The 19205-nt window shown below is 71.0% G+C and carries 13 protein-coding genes; all 13 read left to right on the forward strand.

Annotated features, from left to right (window positions below; all coding sequences use genetic code 11):
- Window positions 1-130: 130 nt before the first annotated feature.
- The 13 genes from M3U25_RS02905 to M3U25_RS02965 all read left to right on the forward strand — a co-directional run bounded on the left by M3U25_RS02905 (window position 131) and on the right by M3U25_RS02965 (window position 19190).
- A complete protein-coding gene (locus tag M3U25_RS02905) occupies window positions 131-1072 on the forward strand; it encodes a 4-hydroxyproline epimerase (RefSeq protein ID WP_355495017.1) in 942 nt (313 codons plus the stop codon).
- The gene (locus tag M3U25_RS02910; protein WP_355495015.1) at window positions 1069-2169 is read left to right on the forward strand and encodes an FAD-dependent oxidoreductase; all 1101 of its coding nucleotides are present in this window, start codon (window positions 1069-1071) and stop codon (window positions 2167-2169) included. Before M3U25_RS02905 ends, M3U25_RS02910 begins: the two co-directional genes overlap by 4 nt.
- Window positions 2166-2414: a (2Fe-2S)-binding protein gene (locus M3U25_RS02915; RefSeq protein ID WP_184502469.1), complete on the forward strand. Its 249-nt coding sequence runs from the start codon at window positions 2166-2168 to the stop codon at window positions 2412-2414. The genes M3U25_RS02910 and M3U25_RS02915 overlap by 4 nt, the downstream gene beginning before the upstream one ends.
- The gene (locus M3U25_RS02920; RefSeq protein WP_355495012.1) at window positions 2407-3777 is read left to right on the forward strand and encodes an FAD/NAD(P)-binding oxidoreductase; all 1371 of its coding nucleotides are present in this window, start codon (window positions 2407-2409) and stop codon (window positions 3775-3777) included. Before M3U25_RS02915 ends, M3U25_RS02920 begins: the two co-directional genes overlap by 8 nt.
- Window positions 3774-4679 (forward strand): dihydrodipicolinate synthase family protein, encoded by a 906-nt coding sequence (locus M3U25_RS02925; protein ID WP_242081261.1) that lies wholly within the window; start codon window positions 3774-3776, stop codon window positions 4677-4679. Before M3U25_RS02920 ends, M3U25_RS02925 begins: the two co-directional genes overlap by 4 nt.
- Before the next feature lies 1 nt (window position 4680).
- Entirely contained in the window at window positions 4681-6273 is a 1593-nt protein-coding gene (locus M3U25_RS02930; protein WP_355495008.1) for an aldehyde dehydrogenase family protein, read from the forward strand.
- The gene (locus M3U25_RS02935) at window positions 6270-7478 is read left to right on the forward strand and encodes a Xaa-Pro peptidase family protein (protein ID WP_242081259.1); all 1209 of its coding nucleotides are present in this window, start codon (window positions 6270-6272) and stop codon (window positions 7476-7478) included. The genes M3U25_RS02930 and M3U25_RS02935 overlap by 4 nt, the downstream gene beginning before the upstream one ends.
- An 82-nt stretch (window positions 7479-7560) precedes the next feature.
- A complete protein-coding gene (locus M3U25_RS02940) occupies window positions 7561-9390 on the forward strand; it encodes a DUF885 family protein (RefSeq protein ID WP_355495005.1) in 1830 nt (609 codons plus the stop codon).
- Window positions 9390-11228: a DUF885 family protein gene (locus M3U25_RS02945; protein ID WP_355495002.1), complete on the forward strand. Its 1839-nt coding sequence runs from the start codon at window positions 9390-9392 to the stop codon at window positions 11226-11228. Before M3U25_RS02940 ends, M3U25_RS02945 begins: the two co-directional genes overlap by 1 nt.
- 517 nt (window positions 11229-11745) lie before the next feature.
- Window positions 11746-13317, forward strand: a complete 1572-nt coding sequence (locus M3U25_RS02950; protein ID WP_242156747.1) for an APC family permease — start codon at window positions 11746-11748, stop codon at window positions 13315-13317.
- A gap of 141 nt (window positions 13318-13458) precedes the next feature.
- Window positions 13459-15771 carry a DPP IV N-terminal domain-containing protein gene (locus M3U25_RS02955; protein WP_355494997.1) on the forward strand — a complete coding sequence of 771 codons (2313 nt, stop codon included), beginning with the start codon at window positions 13459-13461 and terminating at the stop codon, window positions 15769-15771.
- A 593-nt stretch (window positions 15772-16364) separates the two neighbouring features.
- Window positions 16365-16673 carry a flagellar basal body protein gene (locus M3U25_RS02960; RefSeq protein ID WP_355494994.1) on the forward strand — a complete coding sequence of 103 codons (309 nt, stop codon included), beginning with the start codon at window positions 16365-16367 and terminating at the stop codon, window positions 16671-16673.
- 150 nt (window positions 16674-16823) lie between these two features.
- Window positions 16824-19190 (forward strand): Tat pathway signal protein, encoded by a 2367-nt coding sequence (locus tag M3U25_RS02965; protein ID WP_355494991.1) that lies wholly within the window; start codon window positions 16824-16826, stop codon window positions 19188-19190.
- Window positions 19191-19205 lie beyond the last annotated feature (15 nt).

Below are 19205 nucleotides of genomic sequence, written 5' to 3' on the forward strand. Positions count from 1 at the left end.
CGCGCGTCCCCTGAATGCCGATGCTAGCCTAAGTCGACGCCGCCGGGCGTCGCCGGGTTGTGCGAATTTCCGCATTTGCGACAGGCAAACGCTGCTAGCCGGCGGCGGTGCCGAATGTGAGCATGGCGCCATGCATACACTCGATGTCATCGACTCGCACAGCGCCGGCGAACCGACCCGTGTCGTCGTCTCCGGCTTCCCCGATCTGGGAACCGGTTCCCTGGCCGAGCGCCGCGAACTGTTCCGCACGCGCTTCGACCGCTGGCGCAGCGCCATCGCCTGCGAGCCGCGCGGCTCGGACACCATGGTCGGCGCGCTGCTGCTGCCGCCGGTGGCCGCCGATGCCTGTGCGGCGGTGATCTTCTTCAACAACGTCGGCTACCTGGGCATGTGCGGCCACGGCACCATCGGGCTGGTGCGCACGCTGGCCGAACTGGGCCGGCTGAGCGCGGGCACGCACCGCATCGAGACGCCGGTGGGCACGGTCGGCGTGGAGCTGCATGCCGACGGCCGCGTCTCGGTCGACAACGTCGAGAGCTACCGCCATGCCACCGGCATCGAAGTGCAGGTGCCCGAGTACGGGCGCGTGCGCGGCGACGTGGCCTGGGGCGGCAACTGGTTCTTCATCACCGAACAGACGCCATGCGCGCTGGAGCTGCGCCACCAGCGCGCGCTGACTACCTACACCGAGGCGGTGCGGCTGGCGCTGGAGGCGGCGGGCATCCGCGGCGCCGACGGCGGCGAGATCGACCACATCGAGATCAACGGGCCGGCGCCGGACGCCAGCGCCGATGCGCGCAACTTCGTGCTGTGCCCGGGCCTGGCCTACGACCGTTCGCCCTGCGGCACCGGCACCAGTGCCAAGCTGGCGTGCCTGGCTGCCGACGGCAAGCTGGCGCCGGGCCAGGTGTGGCGCCAGCAGGGGATCCTCGGCAGCATGTTCGAAGGCCGCTATGCGGCCGGCACCCGCGGCGTGATGCCGCGCATCACCGGGCAGGCCTTCATCACCGCGCGCGCGCATCTGCTGATCGATCCGCAGGATCCGTTCGCCTGGGGCATCGGCGCCGCATGAGCGGTTTCGACCTGATCGTCGTCGGCGCCGGCATCGTCGGTGCGGCCTGCGCCGATGCGGCGGCGGCCGCCGGCCTGCGCGTGGCGATCGTCGAGTCGGGCAGTATCGGCGGCGGCAGCACTGCCGCGGCGATGGGGCACCTGGTGGCGATGGACGACGATCCGGCGGAACTGGCGCTGTCGGCGTATTCGCTGCGCCTGTGGGAAGAATTCGCACCGCTGCCGGAGGCCGAGTTCAGCCGCTGCGGCACGCTGTGGGTGGCGCGCGAGGCGCGCGAACTGGAGGCGATCCCGGCCAAGATCCAGCGCCTGGCCGCGGCCGGCGTGCACGCCGAAGCGCTCGATGCGCAGCGGCTGTATCAACTGGAACCCGCGCTGGTCCCCGGCCTGGCCGGCGGCATGCGCGTGGCTGCCGAGGCGGTGGTGTACCCGCCGCGGATGGCGCGCTACCTGGTCGAGCGCGCCTGCGCCGCCGGCGCGCAGCTGTACGCCGGCCGCCGCGCCACCGCGCTGGCCGATGCCGGCGTGCGCCTGGACGACGGCAGCGCGCTGCATGGCCCGGTGCTGGTCGCCACCGGCTGCGCCCTGCCGGAACTGCTGCCGGAACTGCCGATGCGCGCGCGCAAGGGCCAGTTGGTGATCACCGACCGTTATCCGGGCTTCGTCGCCCATCAGTTGCTGGAACTGGGCTATGCCGACAGCGCGCACGGCAGCGACGGCAGCAGCGTGGCGTTCAACGTGCAGCCGCGGCCGACCGGGCAGATCCTGATCGGCTCCTCGCGCGAATTCGATGCCACCGACCGCACGGTATCGATGCCGATGCTGCAGCGGATGCTGGAGCGTGCCTTCGCGTTCCTGCCGGGGCTGCGGCAACTGCAGGCGATCCGGGTGTGGACCGGCTTGCGTCCGGCCACGCCGGATGGGCGTCCGTATCTGGGTGCGGTGCCGGAGCGGCGCGACGTGTGGGTCGCGGCCGGCCACGAGGGCCTGGGCGTGACCACCGCGCTGGGCAGTGCGCGCCTGCTGCTGGACCAACTGCTGCAGCGGCCGGCGGCCATCGACCCGGCGCCGTACGCGCCGGCGCGGGCGCTGGCATGAGCGCGCGCATGCTGCGCCTGCAGGTCGACGGCCGCGACGTCGAAGTGCTCGACGGCAGCAGCGTGGCCGCAGCGGTGGCGCAGGTGGCCCCGCATTTCCGCCGCTCGCGCAGCGGCCAGCCGCGCGCGCCGCTGTGCGGCATGGGCGTGTGCGCCGAGTGCCGGGTGCGCATCGACCGCGTCGGCCAGTTGCGCGCCTGCATCACCCCGGCGCGCGACGGCATGCAGGTGTGGACCGATGGCTGAGTCGGCGGCCCACTACGAGGTCCTGGTGATCGGCGCCGGCCCGGCCGGGCTGGCGGCGGCGCTGGCGGCGGCCGGGCATGGCCGCCGCGTCGGCCTGGTCGATCTGCAGGCGCGTGCCGGCGGCCAGATCTGGCGCCATGACGTGGCGCAGCCGCCGCCGCGCCTGGCCGCGCGCGCGCTGGCGCAACTGGCGGCCAGTGCGGTGACCTTCCTGCCGCAGACCCAGGTGTTGCTGGCGCAGGACCGGCGGCTGCTCACCGACGGTCCCGCTGGCCCGCGCTGGCTGGGCTACGACGCGCTGGTGCTGGCCACCGGCGCGCGTGAATTGCTGTTGCCGTTCCCGGGCTGGACCCTGCCTGGGGTGACCGGCGCCGGCGGCGCGCAGGCGCTGGCCAAACAGGGCTGGCCGCTGGCCGGGCGGCGCGTGCTGGTCGCCGGCAGCGGGCCGCTGCTGCTGGCTTCGGCGGCGACGCTGCAGCGCCACGGCGCGCAGGTGCTGGGCATCGTCGAACAGGCGCCGTGGCGCGCGCTGGCGGCCTTCGCCGCGCAGTTGCCGCTGCGCTGGCCGGACAAGGCGCTGCAGGCGCTGGCGCTGCGCACGCAACTGGCCGGGGTCGGCTACCACGCTGGCAGCGTGGTGCTGGCCGCGTACGGCGACGGCCGCGTGCAGGAGGTGGAGATCGACGGCCCGCGCGGCCGCCGCCGTCTCGCCTGCGATCAATTGTCCGTGGGCTACGGCCTGGTGCCGAACGTGGAACTGGCGCAATTGCTGGGCTGCCGCCTTGGCCGCAGCGGCGCGCATCCGTGCGTGGCGGTGGATGCGCAACTGCGCACCAGCATCGATGGCGTGTATGCCGCCGGCGAGGCGCTGGGCATCGGCGGGCGCGATTGCGCGCGGGTGGAAGGCGCCATCGCCGGCCACCTGGCTGCCGGACAGGACGCCGATGCGCAGGCGCTGCAGCCGCAGCGGCGGCGCGCGCGCGCTTTCGCCGCGCTGCTGCAGCGGCAGTTCGCGCTGGACCCCCGCATCCATGCGCTGGCCGCGCCGGACACGCTGGTGTGCCGCTGCGAGGACGTACCGCTGGCGGCGCTGCAAGGCCATGCCGATCTGCGCGACGCCAAGCTTGCCTCGCGCTGCGGCATGGGCGCGTGCCAGGGCCGCATCTGCGGCAGCGCGCTCACCGAACTGGGGCTGGCCGCGCGTCCCGCCGATTTCTCCGACGACGGCCGCCGGCCGCCGCTGTTCCCGGCGCGTCTGGACGCGCTGGCCCATCCCTGTCCGGACCCGGGTCCGGACGCCGCTTGCGCCGCGCCTTCGCGCGCGGCATCCCTTCGCAACTCTCCACAAGGTGTACTTCCATGAGCAAGGCTTCCTTCTGGTACGGCGTGCTGCCGGCCATCACCACCCCGTTCAACGCCGACGGCAGCATCGATCACGCGTTCCTGGCCAAGCATGCGCAGCTCATGGTCGACGCCGGCTGCACCGCGATCGTGCCGCTGGGTTCGCTGGGCGAGGCGGCCACGCTGAGCTTCGACGACAAGCTGGCGATCCTGAAGACCCTGGTGCAGGCGGTCGACGGCCGCATCCCGGTGGTGCCGGGCATCGCCGCGCTGTCCACCGACGAAGCGGTGCGCCTGGTGCAGGCGGCCAAGCAGGTCGGCTGCGGCGGTGCGATGGTGCTGCCGCCGTACGTGTACTCCACCGACTGGCGCGAGATGGGCGCGCACGTGCGCGCGGTGATCGGCGCCACCGACCTGCCGGTGATCCTGTACAACAACCCGATCGCCTACAAGACCGATTTCAGCGCGGCGCAGATCGCCGAGCTGGCGGCCGAGTTCCCGAACCTGCAGGCGGTCAAGGAATCCTCCGGCGACGTGCGCCGCTTCGCCGCGCTGGGCGAGCTGCTCGGCGACCGCCTGGTGCTGCTGGTGGGCATGGACGATGCGATCGTCGAAGGCCTGAGCATGGGCGCCAAGGGCTGGATCGCCGGCCTGGTCAACGCCTACCCGAAGGAGTCGGTGAAGCTGTTCGAGCTGGCCCGCGACGGCGGCTACCCGGCGGCCAAGGCGCTGTACGACTGGTTCCTGCCGCTGCTGCGGCTGGACACCGTGCCCAAGTTCGTGCAGCTGATCAAGCTGGTGCAGGCGAAGGTCGGCCTGGGCAGCGAGCGCGTGCGCGCGCCGCGGCTGGTGCTGGAAGGCGCCGAGCGCGAAGCGGCGTTGAAGGTGATCGACCACGCCATCGCCACCCATCCCGGGCACTGAGATGAGCATGCAACCGCTGTTGCTGGCCGGCCACTGGCAGGCCTCGCTGGAGGAGCGCGGCAGCTTCCGCGCCGAGGACCCGCGCGACGGGAGCGAGTTCGGTCCGTCGTTCCCGGTCAGCGGCGCCGCCGACCTGGAAGCGGCGCTGAGCGCGGCGGCGCTGAGCGCCGATGCGCTGGCCGCGGCCGCGCCGGAACGCATCGCCGCGTTCCTGGACGCGTACGCGGATGCGATCGATGCCGACGTCGAGCAACTGGTGGCGCTGGCGCATGCCGAGACCGGCCTGCCGGTGGAGCCGCGCCTGGCCAAGGTGGAACTGCCGCGCGCCAGCGGGCAGTTGCGCCAGGCCGCGCAGGCGGCACGCAGCCACAGCTGGACGCAGCCGGTGATCGACACCGCGGCCGGCCTGCGCGCGCAGCTGGGGCCGCTGCACAAGCCGGTGCTGGTGTTCGGGCCGAACAATTTCCCGTTCGCGTTCAACGCGGTGGCCGGCAGCGATTTCGCCTCGGCCATCGTCGCGCGCAATCCGGTGATCGCCAAGGCGCATCCCTCGCATCCGGCCACCAGCCAGCGTCTGGCGCAACTCGCGCATCAGGCGCTGCTGGCCCATGACCTGCCGGCGGCGACGGTGCAGTTGCTGTACCACTTCGACAACACGCTGGGCCTGGAACTGGCCGGCGATCCGCGGCTGGGCGCGATCGGCTTCACCGGCAGCCGTGCCGGCGGGCTGGCGCTGAAGGCCGCCGCCGACCGTGCCGGCGTGCCGGCCTACGTCGAGCTGTCCAGCGTCAATCCGGTGTTCCTGCTGCCGGGCGCGCTGGCCGAACGCGGCGCGGCGCTGGCGCAGGAGTTCTTCGCCTCCTGCACGATGGGCAGCGGCCAGTTCTGCACCAACCCGGGCATCGTGGTGGTGCCGGAGGGCGAGGCCGGCGATGCCTTCGTCGCCGCGGCCACCGCGCATTTCGCTGCGGCGGCGCCTTCGCTGCTGTTCTCGCGCGGCGTGCTGGAGCATCTGCAGCGCAGCGTGGGTACGCTGCGCGATGCCGGTGCCACGGTGCTGGCCGGCGGCGAGGCCGACGCCGGCCCTGGCTATCGGCATGCGCCGACCCTGCTGGAAGTGTCGGCCGAGGCGTTCCTGCGGCAGCCCGAGGCGTTGCAGACCGAAGCGTTCGGCCCGGTCAGCCTGATCGTGCGCGGCAGTGGCATGGGCCAGTTGACCGCCCTGGCGCGCAGCTTCGAAGGCAATCTCACCGGCACGCTCTATCGCGCTGCCGACGGCAGCGACGATCTGGACTTCGCCGCGCTGGCCGCGGCGTTGCGCCCGCGGGTCGGCCGCCTGATCTGCAACAAGATGCCGACCGGCGTGGCGGTGAGCCCGGCGATGAACCATGGCGGCCCGTATCCGAGCACCGGCCATCCGGGCTTCACTGCCGTGGGCATGCCCGCGGCGATCCGCCGCTTCGCCGCGCTGCACAGTTACGACGGCGTGCCCGACGCGCTGCTGCCGCCGTTGCTGCGCGATCGCAATCCCGGCGGCGTGCAGCGGCTGATCGACGGCTGCTGGAGTACCGCCGACGTGGAGCGCAGCGCATGAGCGAGCAGGCCCAGATCGGCGGGTTGACCCTGGAGCAGGCGCAGGCACAGTTGGCGCCATGGCCGCAGCGGGCGCCCGCGATCCAGGAGCAGGAGTACCGGCAACGCCTGGCCAACGCGCGCGCGCTGATGCGCGCGCACGGCGCCGACGCGTTGCTGATCGGCGCCGGCGCTTCGCTGCGCTACTTCACCGGCGTGCCGTGGGGCGCCAGCGAGCGCCTGGTGGCGATGCTGCTCACCGCCGAAGGCGATCCGCTGCTGATCTGCCCGGCGTTTGAGGAAGGCTCGCTGGACGCGGTGCTGTGCCTGCCGGTGCGCAAGCGCCTGTGGCAGGAACACGAGGATCCGCACGCGCTGGTCGCCGAGGCTTTGCTGGAACTGGACGCGCAGAGCCTGGCGCTGGACCCGGGCGTGGCCTTCGCGGTGCACACCGGCCTGGCCGCGGTGCTGGGGCGGATCGCGATCCGCGATGCGGCGGCCATCGTCGACGGCTGCCGCATGCGCAAGTCGCCGGCGGAACTGGCGCTGATGCAGCAGGCCTGCGACATGACCCTGCACGTGCAGCGGCTGGCCGCCGGACTGATGCGCGAAGGCATCACCACCGCGGAACTGACCCGCTTCATCGACCAGGCGCACCGCGCGCTCGGTGCCGACAACGGCTCGACCTTCTGCATCGTGCAGTTCGGCCACGCCACTGCCTATCCGCACGGCATTCCCGGCGTGCAGGCGCTGCGGCCGGGCGAACTGGTGCTGATCGATACCGGCTGCACGGTGCAGGGCTACCACTCCGACATCACCCGCACCTACATCTTCGGCGAGCCCAGCGAGAAACAGCGGCGCATCTGGCAACTGGAGCACGAGGCGCAGGCGGCGGCGTTCGCCGCGGTGCGGCCGGGCGTGGCCTGCGCCGTGGTGGACGAGGCCGCACGCAAGGTGCTGCAGCGTGCCGGGCTCGGCCCGGACTACCAGTTGCCGGGGCTGCCGCACCGCACCGGCCACGGCTGCGGCATGAGCATCCACGAGGCGCCGTACCTGGTGCGCGGCAATGCGCTGGCGCTGGCCCCGGGCATGTGTTGCAGCAACGAGCCGATGATCGTGGTGCCGGGCGAATTCGGCGTGCGCCTGGAGGATCATTTCTACGTCACCGACGACGGCGCGCAGTGGTTCACGCCGCCGTCGCCGGCGATCGACCGGCCGTTCGCCTGATGCGGGCGACGGCCGCCGCGGCACGCTGCACGGCCGCACCCGCGCCGTGCAGCGGCTACGGCGCATCCCACGGAGTCTCGCGATGAACTGCATGCGGTTGTCTGCCGTCGGCGCACTGGTCCTGGGTCTGCTGGCGGCCTGCCAGCCGTCCGCAGCGCCGACCTCCTCCGCACCGGCCGCGCCGGCGGCAGCGAAGGCCGCAGTACCGCCAGGGCAGGCCTTCGCCGCGCTGCTCGATGCGCAGTGGCAGTATCAGCTCGCCCACCATCCCGAGTTCGCCAGCATCATCGGCGACAGCCGCTACAACGATCGCTGGACCGACTATTCGCCGGCCGCGCTGGAGGCCGAGCGCCAGGCCACCGCCGGGTTTCTGGCGCGCTTCGATGCGGTCGATGCCAAGGCGCTGTCGGCGCAGGAGCGGTTGAGCCTGCAGATGATGCAGCGGCAGTTGCGCGACCGGCTGGAGGCGATCGCGCTGAAGAACGACGAGATGCCGCTGGAGCCGGTCGGCGGCATCCAGGTGGCGTTGCCGGGTTATGCGCAGGCGTTTCCGTTCGCCAGCGTCAAGGACTACGAGGACTACATCACGCGCCTGCAGGCGATCCCGGCGCTGCTCGACCAGGTGGTGGCGCTGTCGCGCGCCGGCGCCAAGGACGGGCTGGTGCAGCCGAAGTACCTGCTCGAGCGCATTCCCGCACAGGTGCGCGAGATCGCCGCGCCGGCCGGCGCCGACAGCCCGTTCGCGGCGCCGCTGCAGCAGTTCCCGGCGGCAGTGCCGGAGGCCGAGCGGCCGCGCCTGCGCGCGGCGATGATCGCGGCGATCGACCAGCAGGTGCGGCCGGCCTATCGAAAGCTGGCCGATTTCGTCGCCAACGAATACGCGCCGCAGGGCCGGGCCCACGAAGGCCTGTGGTCGCTGCCCGATGGAGAGCGCCGCTACCGCTTTGCGATCCACACCCAGACCACCACCGATCAGTCGCCCGAGCAGATCCATCAGACCGGCCTGGCCGAGGTCGCGCGCATCGAGGGCGAGATGGGCGCCATCGCCAGGCAACTCGGCTATGCTGACCTGGCGGCGCTACGCAAGGCGGTGGCCCATGACCGCAAGTTCTTCGCCACCTCGCCCGAGCAGATCCTGCAGCGCTACCGCGACGACATCGCGCAGATGCAGCCGAAGCTGCCGACGTTGTTCGGTACGCTGCCGAAGACGCCGCTGGAGGTGCGCGCGATGCCCGCGTTCCGCGCCACCGCGCCCGGTGCCGAGTACTGGCAGAGCGATGCGCAGGGCAGCAAGCCGGGGCTGGTGATGGTCAATACCAGCGACTACGCGCATCGCACGCTGGTCAACATCGAAGCCACCGCGTATCACGAGGGCGTGCCCGGCCATCATCTGCAGATCTCGCTTGCGCAGACCCTGCCGTTGCCGCCGTTCCGCCAGCAGTCCAGCTACAACGCCTACGTGGAAGGCTGGGCGCTGTACGCCGAGCGACTGGGCAAGGAAGTCGGCTTCTACCGCGATCCTTACAGCGACTACGGCCGCCTGGCCGGCGAACTGCTGCGCGCCAACCGGCTGGTGCTGGACACCGGGGTGCATGCCAAGCGCTGGACCCGGCAGCAGATGATCGACTTCTTCCACGCGCATCCGTCCGACGACGAACCCAGCATCCAGTCCGAGACCGACCGCTATATCGTCTGGCCGGGCCAGGCGCTGGGCTACAAGCTCGGCGAACTGGACATCCTGGCGCTGCGCGAGAAGGCCAGGCGCGCGCTGGGCGATCGCTTCGACATCCGCGCCTTCCACGATGCCGTCCTCGGCGGCGGCGCGATGCCGCTGGACCTGCTGGACGCGCGCATCGACGCCTGGATCGCCCAGGTCCAGGCCGGCGCCCCCGCCACTCCGGAGACCCCATGATGACCTCCCGTTCCCGACTGCGCACCGCGCTGGCCCTGGCCATCGCCTGCACCCTGGCCTGGCAGGGCGCCGCGAGCGCTGCGCCGGCAAAGACCTCCACGCCGACCGCCGCGGCTCCCGCCGGCGACGCGAGTGCGCGCTTCAAGGCGCTGTACCAGCGCGAGTGGAAATGGCGCCAGGAGCAGTTCGCCGGCGCCGACGACGAAGACGCGCAGGGCCAGGCCGCCGATCACCTGCCCAAGGTCGATCCGGCCACCCAGGCGCAGCGCACCGCGTACTGGCAGCAGGTGCTGCACGACCTGGACGCGATCGACCCGACGCAACTGTCGGCGCAGGACCAGGTGAACTACCAGGTCTATCGTCAGCAGCTGCAGGTGCTGCTCGACCAGCAGCGCTTCCGCGCCTGGGAAATGCCGTTCAACAGCGACACCGCGTTCTGGAGCGATCTGGGCTTCACCGCGCGCGCCACCCTGCGCAGCCGCGAGGACTACCAGCGCTACCTCGGGCAGCTCGCCGACATTCCGCGCTACTTCGACGAGCAGATCGCCAACATGCGTGCCGGCCTGGCGCGCGGTTTCGCGCAGCCGGCGGTGACGCTGCAGGGCCGCGACCAGTCGATCGCCGAGGTCGCGCAGGCGACTGGCGAGACCAATCTGTTCTACACCCCGTTCAAGCAGATGCCGGCGACGATCCCGGCGCCGCTGCAGGCGCAATTGCGCGCGCAGGCGCGCACGGCGATCGCCCAGCAGGTGGTGCCGGCCTACGCCAAGCTGCTGCGTTTCATGCGCGAGGAATACCTGCCCAAGGCGCGCCCGGCGCTGGCCGCCGAATCGCTGCCCGACGGCGTGGCGTACTACCGCGCGCAGATCCGCGAATACACCACGCTCGACCTCAGCCCGCAGCAGATCCACGCGGTGGGGCTCAAGGAAGTGGCGCGGCTGCGCAAGGAGATGGACCAGGCGATCGCCGATAGCGGCTTCAAGACCCCGCCCGGGCAGCAGACGTTCCCGGCGTTCCTGCACTACCTGCGCACCGATCCGAAGTTCTACGCCAAGACCCCGGAGGAACTGCTCAAGGACGCGGCGTGGATCGCCAAGCGCGTGGACGGCAAGATCGGCGACTACATCGGCCGGCTGCCGCGGCAGCGCTTCGCGATCGAGCCGGTGCCGGCGGACCTGGCGCCGTTCTACACCGGCGGCCGCGGTGGTCCCGGCATCTACCTGGTCAACACCTACGACCTGCCGTCGCGGCCGCTGTACAACCTCACCGCGCTGACCCTGCACGAGTCCTCGCCCGGGCACGCGCTGCAGATGCCGTTGGCGGCCGAGCAGGGCAACCTGCCGGATTTCCGCCGCTACACCTTCATTTCCGCGTATGGCGAGGGCTGGGCGGTGTACTCGGAATACCTGGGGCAGGAGATGGGGATGTACGACACCCCGTACGACCGCTTCGGCTACCTGACCTACCAGATGTGGCGCGCGTGCCGGCTGGTGATCGACACCGGCATCCACCACGACGGCTGGACGCGCGAGCAGGCGCAGGCGTTCCTGCGCGACAACACTGCGCTGAGCGAGCACGAGGTGACCACCGAGGTCGATCGCTACATCGCCTGGCCCGGACAGGCGCTGTCGTACTACCTGGGCGAGCTGAAGATCCTGGAGCTGCGGCGCAAGGCCGAGCAGGCGCTGGGCGAGAAGTTCGACATCCGCGCCTTCCACGATGCGGTGCTGGAAACCGGCTCGGTGCCGCTGCCGGTGCTGGAGCAGCGTATCGATCGGTTCATTGCCGAGGGTGGGAAGTCGCCGTGGGGCGCAGGAGACGAAGCAGTAGAGCATTGAGGAGTTGAGCCCCTCTCCCCCCGGGAGAGGGGTTGGGGTGAGGGTCGGCGCGAAGCGCATGTGGTGTTTCAGCTGCACGAGGCTACGCCCGTACCCTCATCCGCCCCTTCGGGGCACCTTCTCCCGGTGGGAGAAGGGAAAAGCCGAGCCCCTCTCCCCCGGGAGAGGGGGTGGGGTGAGGGTCGGGCGCGAAGCGCATGCGGTGTGCAGCTGCACGAGGCTGCGCCCGGACCCTCATCCGCCCCTGCGGGGCACCTTCCCCCGGTGGGAGAAGGGAGGGACAAGCCCCTCTCCCCCCGGGAGAGGGGTTGGGGTGAGGGTCGGGCGCGAAGCGCATGCGGTGTTCAGCTGCACGAGGCTGCGCCCGTACCCTCATCCGCCCCTGCGGGGCACCTTCTCCCGGTGGGAGAAGGGAAAAGCCGAGCCCCTCTCCCACCGGGGGGAGGGGTCGGGGTGAGGGTAGGAAGCGCCGCAGATCGTTGAATCGCCAGTGACACCACTTCCAGCGGGAGACGCCATGGCCGCACAAGGCAAGTTCCACAAGCGCTTGAGCCTGACCGATCTGACCTTCATCGGGTTGGGCTCGATCTTCGGCTCCGGTTGGTTGTTCTCGGCCAGCCACGTCTCGGCGATCGCCGGGCCGGCCGGCATCGTCTCGTGGATCGCCGGCGGCGTGGCGGTGCTGCTGTTGGGCCTGGTGTACTGCGAACTGGGTGCGGCGCTGCCACGCGCCGGCGGGGTGGTGCGCTACCCGGAGTACTCGCACGGCGTGCTGCTCGGCTGGCTGATGGGCTTCATCACCCTGATCGCCTTCTCCAGCCTGATCGCGATCGAGGTGGAGGCGGCGCGGCAATACGCGGCGGCGTGGTTCCCGTGGCTCAACCAGGCCGGCAGCACTCATCCCAGCGTCGCCGGCTGGCTGCTGCAGCTGGCGCTGCTGGTCGCGTTCTTCCTGCTCAACTACTACAGCGTCAAGACCTTCGCTACCGCCAACAACATCGTCAGCGTGTTCAAGTTCCTGGTGCCGGTGCTGGTGATCGTGTTGCTGATGGCGCACTTCGATGCGCGCAACCTGCATGTACAGGGCTTCGCGCCGTTCGGTGCGGCCGGAGTGGAGGCGGCGATTTCCGCCGGCGGCATCATCTTCGCCTACCTCGGGCTGACCCCGATCGTGTCGGTGGCCAGCGAAGTGCGCGATCCGCAGCGCAACATCCCGATCGCGTTGATCCTGTCGGTGGCGCTGTCGACGGTGATCTACGTGCTGCTGCAGCTCGCCTTCCTTGGCGGGGTGCCCGCGCAGCATCTGGCCAACGGCTGGGGCGGCATCGACAAGGCGTTCTCGCTGCCGTACCACGACATCGCCCTGGCGCTGGGCATGGGCTGGCTGGCCGCGCTGGTGATCTGCGACGCGATGATCTCGCCCAGCGGTACCGGCAACATCTACATGAACGCCACGCCGCGGGTGGTGTACGGCTGGGCGCGCAGCGGCGGCTTCCTGCCGGTGCTGACCAGGGTGGACGCCGCCTCCGGCATCCCGCGCCCGGCGCTGTGGCTGAGCCTGGGCCTGTCGGTGTTCTGGACCCTGCCGTTTCCCTCGTGGGAGGCGCTGATCAACGTGGTGTCGGCGGCGCTGGTGTTGAGCTATGCGGTGGCGCCGGTGACCGTGGCCGCCTTGCGGCGCAGCGCGCCGGACTTGCCACGGCCGTTCCGGCTGCGCGGCATGGCGCTGCTCGGCCCGCTGTCGTTCATCGTCGCCGGCCTGATCGTGTATTGGTCGACCTGGAACACGCTGTCGTGGCTGCTCGGCCTGCAGATCGCGATGTTCGCGCTGTACGTGCTGTATCGCCTGCCCAACGCCGCCGGTCGCGCGCGGCTGTGGCGTCAGGTGCGCGGCGTACTGTGGCTGATCGTGTTCTTCGCGCTGGTGCTGGTGGTGTCGCGGCTGGGCACCTTCGGTGGCAGCGGCTGGATCGCGCATCCCTGGGACACGCTGTGCGTGGCGGCGATCGCGCTGGGCTGCTACCACTGGGGCGCGCGCAGCGGCCTGCGCCCGGAGGAACTGGCGCTGGAAGAGGACGACGGGGAGTAGCCGTCGCGTGTGTGGATGGACGTAGGAGCGGCGCTTGTCCCCGTTGGTGGGATCAGCCGCGATGGGCCTTCCTGGTAGAGCCCGGTCGCGGCTGAAGCCGCTCCTGCGACAAAGCGTGCTATCGGAGGTATCGGAAACCGCATGAACAAGTTCGTCGTATCGATTGTCATGGCGCTGGCGTGCTGCGCCGGGGCTGCCCAGGCCGCACCCAGCGTCGCCGACTACCAGCGCTCGCTGGGCCTGCGCGAGGCCTGGATCGGCCTGACCGAGAACGTGACCTGGCCGGCGCAGTGGCGCGACGACGGCGCGTTCTACTACCGCAAGACCGTGCCGGGCGGCTTCGCCTTCGTGGTCGAGGACGTGGCCAGCCAGCGCAAGCAGCCGGCGTTCGACCAGCAGCGGCTGGCGCGGGCGCTGAGCGCGGCGACCGGCACCACCTACCCGGCGCTGCGCCTGCCGTTCGTGCGCTTCGCCTACGTCCCCGAGGGCGGCAAGGCGCAGGCGGCGATCGCCTTCGATCTCGACGAACTGCCGTGGCGCTGCACCCTCACCACCTACGTCTGCGCGCGCGCCGACAGCGGCCCGCAGCCGCGACCGCGCGGCTTCGGCGTGGTCCGCGATCTCAGCGTGCCGGCCGACGCCACCCCGCGGCGCTCGCCGGACGGGCGCTGGGACGCCTATGTCGACGGCAACGCGGTGCTGCTGCGCGCGGTGGCCGACGGGCATACGCTGCGCCTGGCCGACGACGGCCGCAGCGACGATTTCTACGATCCGGAAACCATCGCCTGGTCGCCGGATTCGCAGCGGCTGGCGCTGTACCGGGTGAAGCCTGGCTTTCCCCGCCGCGTCACCCGGGTGGAAGCGGCGCCGCCCGGCGGCGGCCAGCCGATCGTGCGCACCCAGCTGTATCCCAAGCCCGGCGATGCGGTGGACATCGAGCGGCCGGTGCTGTTCGACCTCGGCGCGCTGTCGCGCGGCGGCGCGCCCAAGCGCCTGCCCATCGACGACGCCTTGTTCGCCAATCCGTACCAGCTCTCGCCGATCCAATGGCGCCGCGACAGCGCCAGCTTCGTGTTCGATTACGTGCAGCGCGGTTTCCAACGCATGCGCGCGATCGCGGTGGACGCGGCCACGGGTCAGGCGCACGTGGCGGTGGGCGAGGACGCGAAGACCTTCGTCTATGCCGACCGCAGTTACCACCACGATGTCGATGGCCTGGGCCAGGAGATCCTGTGGATCTCCGAGCGCGACGGCTGGCGTCACCTGTACCTGTTCGACGGTGCCAGCGGCCGGATCAAGACGCAGATCACCAAGGGCGAGTGGATCGTGCGCGACGTGCTGTGCGTGGACGACACGCAGCGGCGCATCTGGTTCACCGCCAGCGGCATGGATGCGGGCAAGGATCCCTATTACCGGCACTTGTTCGCGGTGGATTTCGACGGCAGTCACCTGACCCGGCTGACCCAGGCCGATGCCGACCACGACGTGGCCATCGCCGACGACGGCCGCCATTACGTGGACGCGTACTCGCGTCCGGACATGGCGCCGGTGATGGAACTGCATGCCATCGACGGGCGCCTGCTGCAGGTGGTGGAGCGCGGCGACATCCGCAAGCTGCAGGCCGCCGGCTGGCGCGCGCCGCAGACCTTCGTCGCCAAGGGCCGCGACGGCAAGACCGACATCTGGGGCATGGTGGTGCGGCCGCGCGACTACGACCCGCACAAGAAGTACCCGGTGATCGAGAACATCTACGCCGGCCCGCACGATTCCTTCGTGCCCAAGACCTTCTGGCCGTTCGGCTACCACTCCGGTGGCGACAAGCAGATCGGCATGCAGGCCCAGGCCGACCTGGGCTTCATCGTGGTGATGATCGACGGCATGGGCACCGCCAACCGCTCCAAGGCGTTCCACGACGTGGCCTGGAAGAACCTCGGCGATTCCGGCTTCCCCGACCGCATCGCCTGGCACAAGGCACTGGCTGCGCAGGATCCGTCCTACGACATCGGCCGTGTCGGCATCTACGGCGCGTCGGCCGGCGGGCAGAGCACGCTGGGCGCGCTCGAGCGGCATCCGGATTTCTACAAGGTGGGCGTGGCCTACGCGGGCTGCTACGACAACCGCATGGACAAGATCAGCTGGAACGAGCAGTGGATGGGCTGGCCGGTGGACGCCAGCTATGCGCGCGCCTCCGGCGTGGACAATGCGGCCAAGCTGCGTGGCGACCTGCTGCTGATCGTCGGCGAGCAGGACAGCAACGTCGACCCAGCCTCGACCGGACAGGTGGTGGACGCGCTGATCAAGGCCGGCAAGGACTTCGACCTGCTCGCCGTGCCCGGCGGCGTACACACCGTCGGCCGCTCCACCGGTCCCATCGACTACGTGCAGCGTCGCCAGTACGACTTCTTCGTGCGGCATCTGTTGGGGGAGCCGACGCCGGCGTGGAACAGGCTGTAGGGGCCGGGATTTGGGATTGGGGATTGGGGATTCGCAAAGGCGTGGTGGTTCCTGTTCCCGCGGGACTCGGCTTTTCCCTTCTCCCCTCGGGAGAAGGTGCCCCGCAGGGGCGGATGAGGGTGCGGGAGATGCACCAGGTTCTGGGGCATCGCGCGGCCTCCGTACCCTCACCCCAACCCCTCTCCCGAGGGGAGAGGGGCTTTGGCTTTTCCCTTTTCCCCTCGCGAGAAGGTGCCCCGCAGGGGCGGATGAGGGTCCGGGAGATGCACCAGGTTCTGGGGCATCGCGCGGCTCCGAACCCTCACCCCAACCCCTCTCCCGAGGGGAGAGGGGCTTTGGTTTTTCCCTTCTCCCCTCGGGAGAAGGTGCCCCGCAGGGGCGGATGAGGGTCCGGGAGGTGCACCAGGTTCTGGGGCATCTCCCGGCCTCCGAACCCTCACGCCAACCCCTCTCCCGAGGGGAGAGGGGCTTCAGATCATCGCGCCGACGCGCCCGCTCTTGCCAATCCCCAATCCCGACTCCCCAATCCCACCCCTCAAGCCCCCGCCAACTCCGCCGATAACCCGGCAAGTCTCCCTGCGCCCCGACCCGCCATGACCGCCATCGCTCCCAGTTCCTCGATCGCGCTGTCCGGCATGCGCGCCGCGACGTCCGGGTTGCAGGTGCGCGCCAACAACATCGCCAATCTCGCTACCGAGGGCTTCCAGCGTTCGGTACCGGTGAATCAGGCCACCGCCGGTGGCGGCGTGGTCGGGCAGGTGCAGCAGGCCGACGGGCAGAGCAGCGATCTGGTCGACGACATGGTCGGCACCCTGACCGAGCGCACCGCGTTCCAGGCCAATGCGCGCGTGCTGCGTGCGGCCGACGACAGCATCGGCAGCCTGCTCGACGTGCTCGCCTGAGCCGTCACCGACGCGCTGCGCTCCCGCGACGCAGCACCGCCGCGACCACGCGGCTATGCGGTTTTCCGCATCCATCCTCGGCACAGCGCACAAGACGCTGCGGCGCGCGCAGCGCACGATGCGACGATCGCATTGCATCGGGGACGGTAGATGGATCGGAGAGATTTCCTGCGGCAGGGCCTGGCGGTCGGCGCGGTTGCCGGCGTGGAAGCGCTGGCCGGGCGTGCCGCTGCGGCACCGACAGCAGCCAGCGCCGCGCGGGCGCCGGCACCGCCGCACCTGCGGCCGCTGGCGGCCGACGCGCTCGCCGGGCATACGCTGCAATGCCGTTTCGTCGAGGCCGGTGCGACCTGGGAGGTCTACGAAGACCTGCGCCAGCCCGACGGCGATCTGACCCTGCGCGGGCCGGGCGGGGCGCTGGTGCTGGGCAAGCGCACCGAAGCGGTGTTCCCGGCGGCGCAGGCGCCGTACTTCGGCATGGCCCTGGCCGAAGTGGCGATGGCCGATGCCGATCTGCTCGCCGATCGCTTGCTGCGCGATGGCGACCCGCGCGCCGACGAGGTGCGCGACGTGGCGCCGCCGCCGGCCTCGCAACTGGATCCCAAGGACTACAACGGGCGCCTGCCGTGGACCACCTTCGTCGGCACCCGCGAATGCGCCGACACCATGCCGGTGTACCCGGACGGGCGTACCCGCTGCTACCGCGCCATCCAGGCGTTCCCGGAACTGGGCAAGGACGAACTGGTGCGGCGTCGCAGCGAAGGCCTGCTCGGTGGCTGGATGCCGGCGGTGCGCAAGGTGGTGCCGGCCGGCGACGGCCGCTACTACGACATCCTGCTGTTCGCCGACGTGCTGGCCGAGGACCGCTTCGTGGTGCAGACCTGGCACCGCAGCGCGCTGGTCGAGCATGGCAAGGTCAGCAAGGTGGTGTACGGCTACAGCTATCCGGACTACCCGCCGCGGCGCGGCCCGCGCAGTGCCGAGGAGTTCTACCGCGGCCTGCTCGCCTTCGCCGGCTACTGGCAGGCGCAGCTGGGCGACACCGTGCAGGCGCAGACCCCGGACCCGAGTTGGCGCGACATGGCGCGCTTCGCCTTCGCCCGCGAGCTGGTGGTGCGCCCCGGCGGCACCTATCCCAAGTACGGCGCGGTGGACCGCGACTACTACGGCAACGAGTACGACGGCTTCCAGGACACCTTCACCAGTTCGCTGTACGCCAACCTGGAGTGGGGCCGCTTCAGCCAGGCCGCGGCGGTGCTGGACGGGTATTTCAGTGATTTCGTGCAGGCCGACGGCATGGTCAACATGCGCGGTCCGGAGACCGGCCAGTTCGGGCTGACCCTGTCGCTGCTGGCGCGCTACCTGCGCTACACCGGCGATGCCGCGCTGCTGCGCAAGCACCGCGACAAGATCGCCGCCACTGCGCAGGTGCTGGTCGAGCTGCACGACGCCAGCCTGCGCCTGCCGGCCTCGACACCGGGGCATGGCCTGATTCACGGTTGGAATGAATCCGATGCCTGTCTGTTCCCCGATCCGCAGGTGTGGTGGAAGCCGTACTACGCCAACAGCGCGCTGGCGGTGCGCGGTTGGCAGGACCTGGCCGCGGTGTGGGCCGGCATCGCCGGGCCGGGTGGGCAGGCCGCCGCAGCGCAGTGGCAGCGCCGTGCGCAGCAGCTGTCCGCACAACTGCTGCGCACGCTGCGCGGCAACGTCCGCCGCGACCTGCAGCCGCCGTACCTCGGCCCGCTGCCCGGGGTGAAGCTCACCTTCCGCCAGTCGCTGCAGCAGGAACACCCCAGCGAGCAGGGCTGGCCGCACCGCGCCTACGCCGAACTGCTGCAGGCCGATGTGCTGCCCGACGACCTGGCGCACCTGGTCATCGACTGCGTGCGTGGCCACGGCGGCACCAGCCTCGGCGTGGTCGGCAACATCACCGCGCCCACGCCGGAGGCGCGCGACCTGCTCGGCTTCATCTCCTACGGCTACGCGCAGCAGTTGCTGCGCCTGGACCGGATCGAGGAATACCTGCTGTTCCTGTACGCGCACCGCTACCACGTGCATACCCGCGGCAGTTGGACGGCGGGCGAGGTCAGCGGCATCACCGGCGGCATGCCGCTGTTCTGCATTCCCGCGCAGATGACCATCCCGCTGCTGCTGCGCTGGATGCTGGTGTTCGAGGACAGCGCCGGCGAGGAACTGTTCCTGGCGCGGGCGCTGCCGCGCGACTGGCTGGGCAGCGGCGAGACGATCGCGATCGAGGCGGCGCCGACGCGCTGGGGCAGGGTGTCGCTGAGCCTGCATGGGGACCCGGCGCGCAAGCGCATCGACGGCAGCGTGACGCTGCCGGCGCAGCGCCCGGCGCGGACTTGGCTGACCCTGCGCGTGCCGGCTGGCACCCGCCTGCAGGAGGTGCGGCTGGACGGACAACTGGCGGTGCTGTCCGGGCCGCGCAACGAGCGTGTGCTGGTCCCGGCCGGCAGCGCGGCGACGGCGGCGATTTCGGCCGTCTACGGCTGAGTGGCGAAAAAGTCG

Origin of the sequence: Xanthomonas sp. PPL134 (assembly GCF_040595915.1) — a bacterium.
In the GTDB taxonomy this organism is placed as follows: Bacteria; Pseudomonadota; Gammaproteobacteria; order Xanthomonadales; family Xanthomonadaceae; genus Xanthomonas_A; species Xanthomonas_A indica.

Bases quoted from the DNA above. Each gene is read 5' to 3' on its own strand.
- M3U25_RS02920 (WP_355495012.1), top strand. From the start codon at position 2,407: ATGGCTGAGTCGGCGGCCCACTACGAGGTCCTGGTGATCGGCGCCGGC.
- M3U25_RS02935 (WP_242081259.1), top strand. From the start codon at position 6,270: ATGAGCGAGCAGGCCCAGATCGGCGGGTTGACCCTGGAGCAGGCGCAG.
- M3U25_RS02955 (WP_355494997.1), top strand. From the start codon at position 13,459: ATGAACAAGTTCGTCGTATCGATTGTCATGGCGCTGGCGTGCTGCGCC.
- M3U25_RS02940 (WP_355495005.1), top strand. From the start codon at position 7,561: ATGAACTGCATGCGGTTGTCTGCCGTCGGCGCACTGGTCCTGGGTCTG.
- M3U25_RS02945 (WP_355495002.1), top strand. From the start codon at position 9,390: ATGACCTCCCGTTCCCGACTGCGCACCGCGCTGGCCCTGGCCATCGCC.
- M3U25_RS02910 (WP_355495015.1), top strand. From the start codon at position 1,069: ATGAGCGGTTTCGACCTGATCGTCGTCGGCGCCGGCATCGTCGGTGCG.
- M3U25_RS02960 (WP_355494994.1), top strand. From the start codon at position 16,365: ATGACCGCCATCGCTCCCAGTTCCTCGATCGCGCTGTCCGGCATGCGC.
- M3U25_RS02925 (WP_242081261.1), top strand. From the start codon at position 3,774: ATGAGCAAGGCTTCCTTCTGGTACGGCGTGCTGCCGGCCATCACCACC.
- M3U25_RS02950 (WP_242156747.1), top strand. From the start codon at position 11,746: ATGGCCGCACAAGGCAAGTTCCACAAGCGCTTGAGCCTGACCGATCTG.
- M3U25_RS02930 (WP_355495008.1), top strand. From the start codon at position 4,681: ATGAGCATGCAACCGCTGTTGCTGGCCGGCCACTGGCAGGCCTCGCTG.
- M3U25_RS02915 (WP_184502469.1), top strand. From the start codon at position 2,166: ATGAGCGCGCGCATGCTGCGCCTGCAGGTCGACGGCCGCGACGTCGAA.
- M3U25_RS02905 (WP_355495017.1), top strand. From the start codon at position 131: ATGCATACACTCGATGTCATCGACTCGCACAGCGCCGGCGAACCGACC.
- M3U25_RS02965 (WP_355494991.1), top strand. From the start codon at position 16,824: ATGGATCGGAGAGATTTCCTGCGGCAGGGCCTGGCGGTCGGCGCGGTT.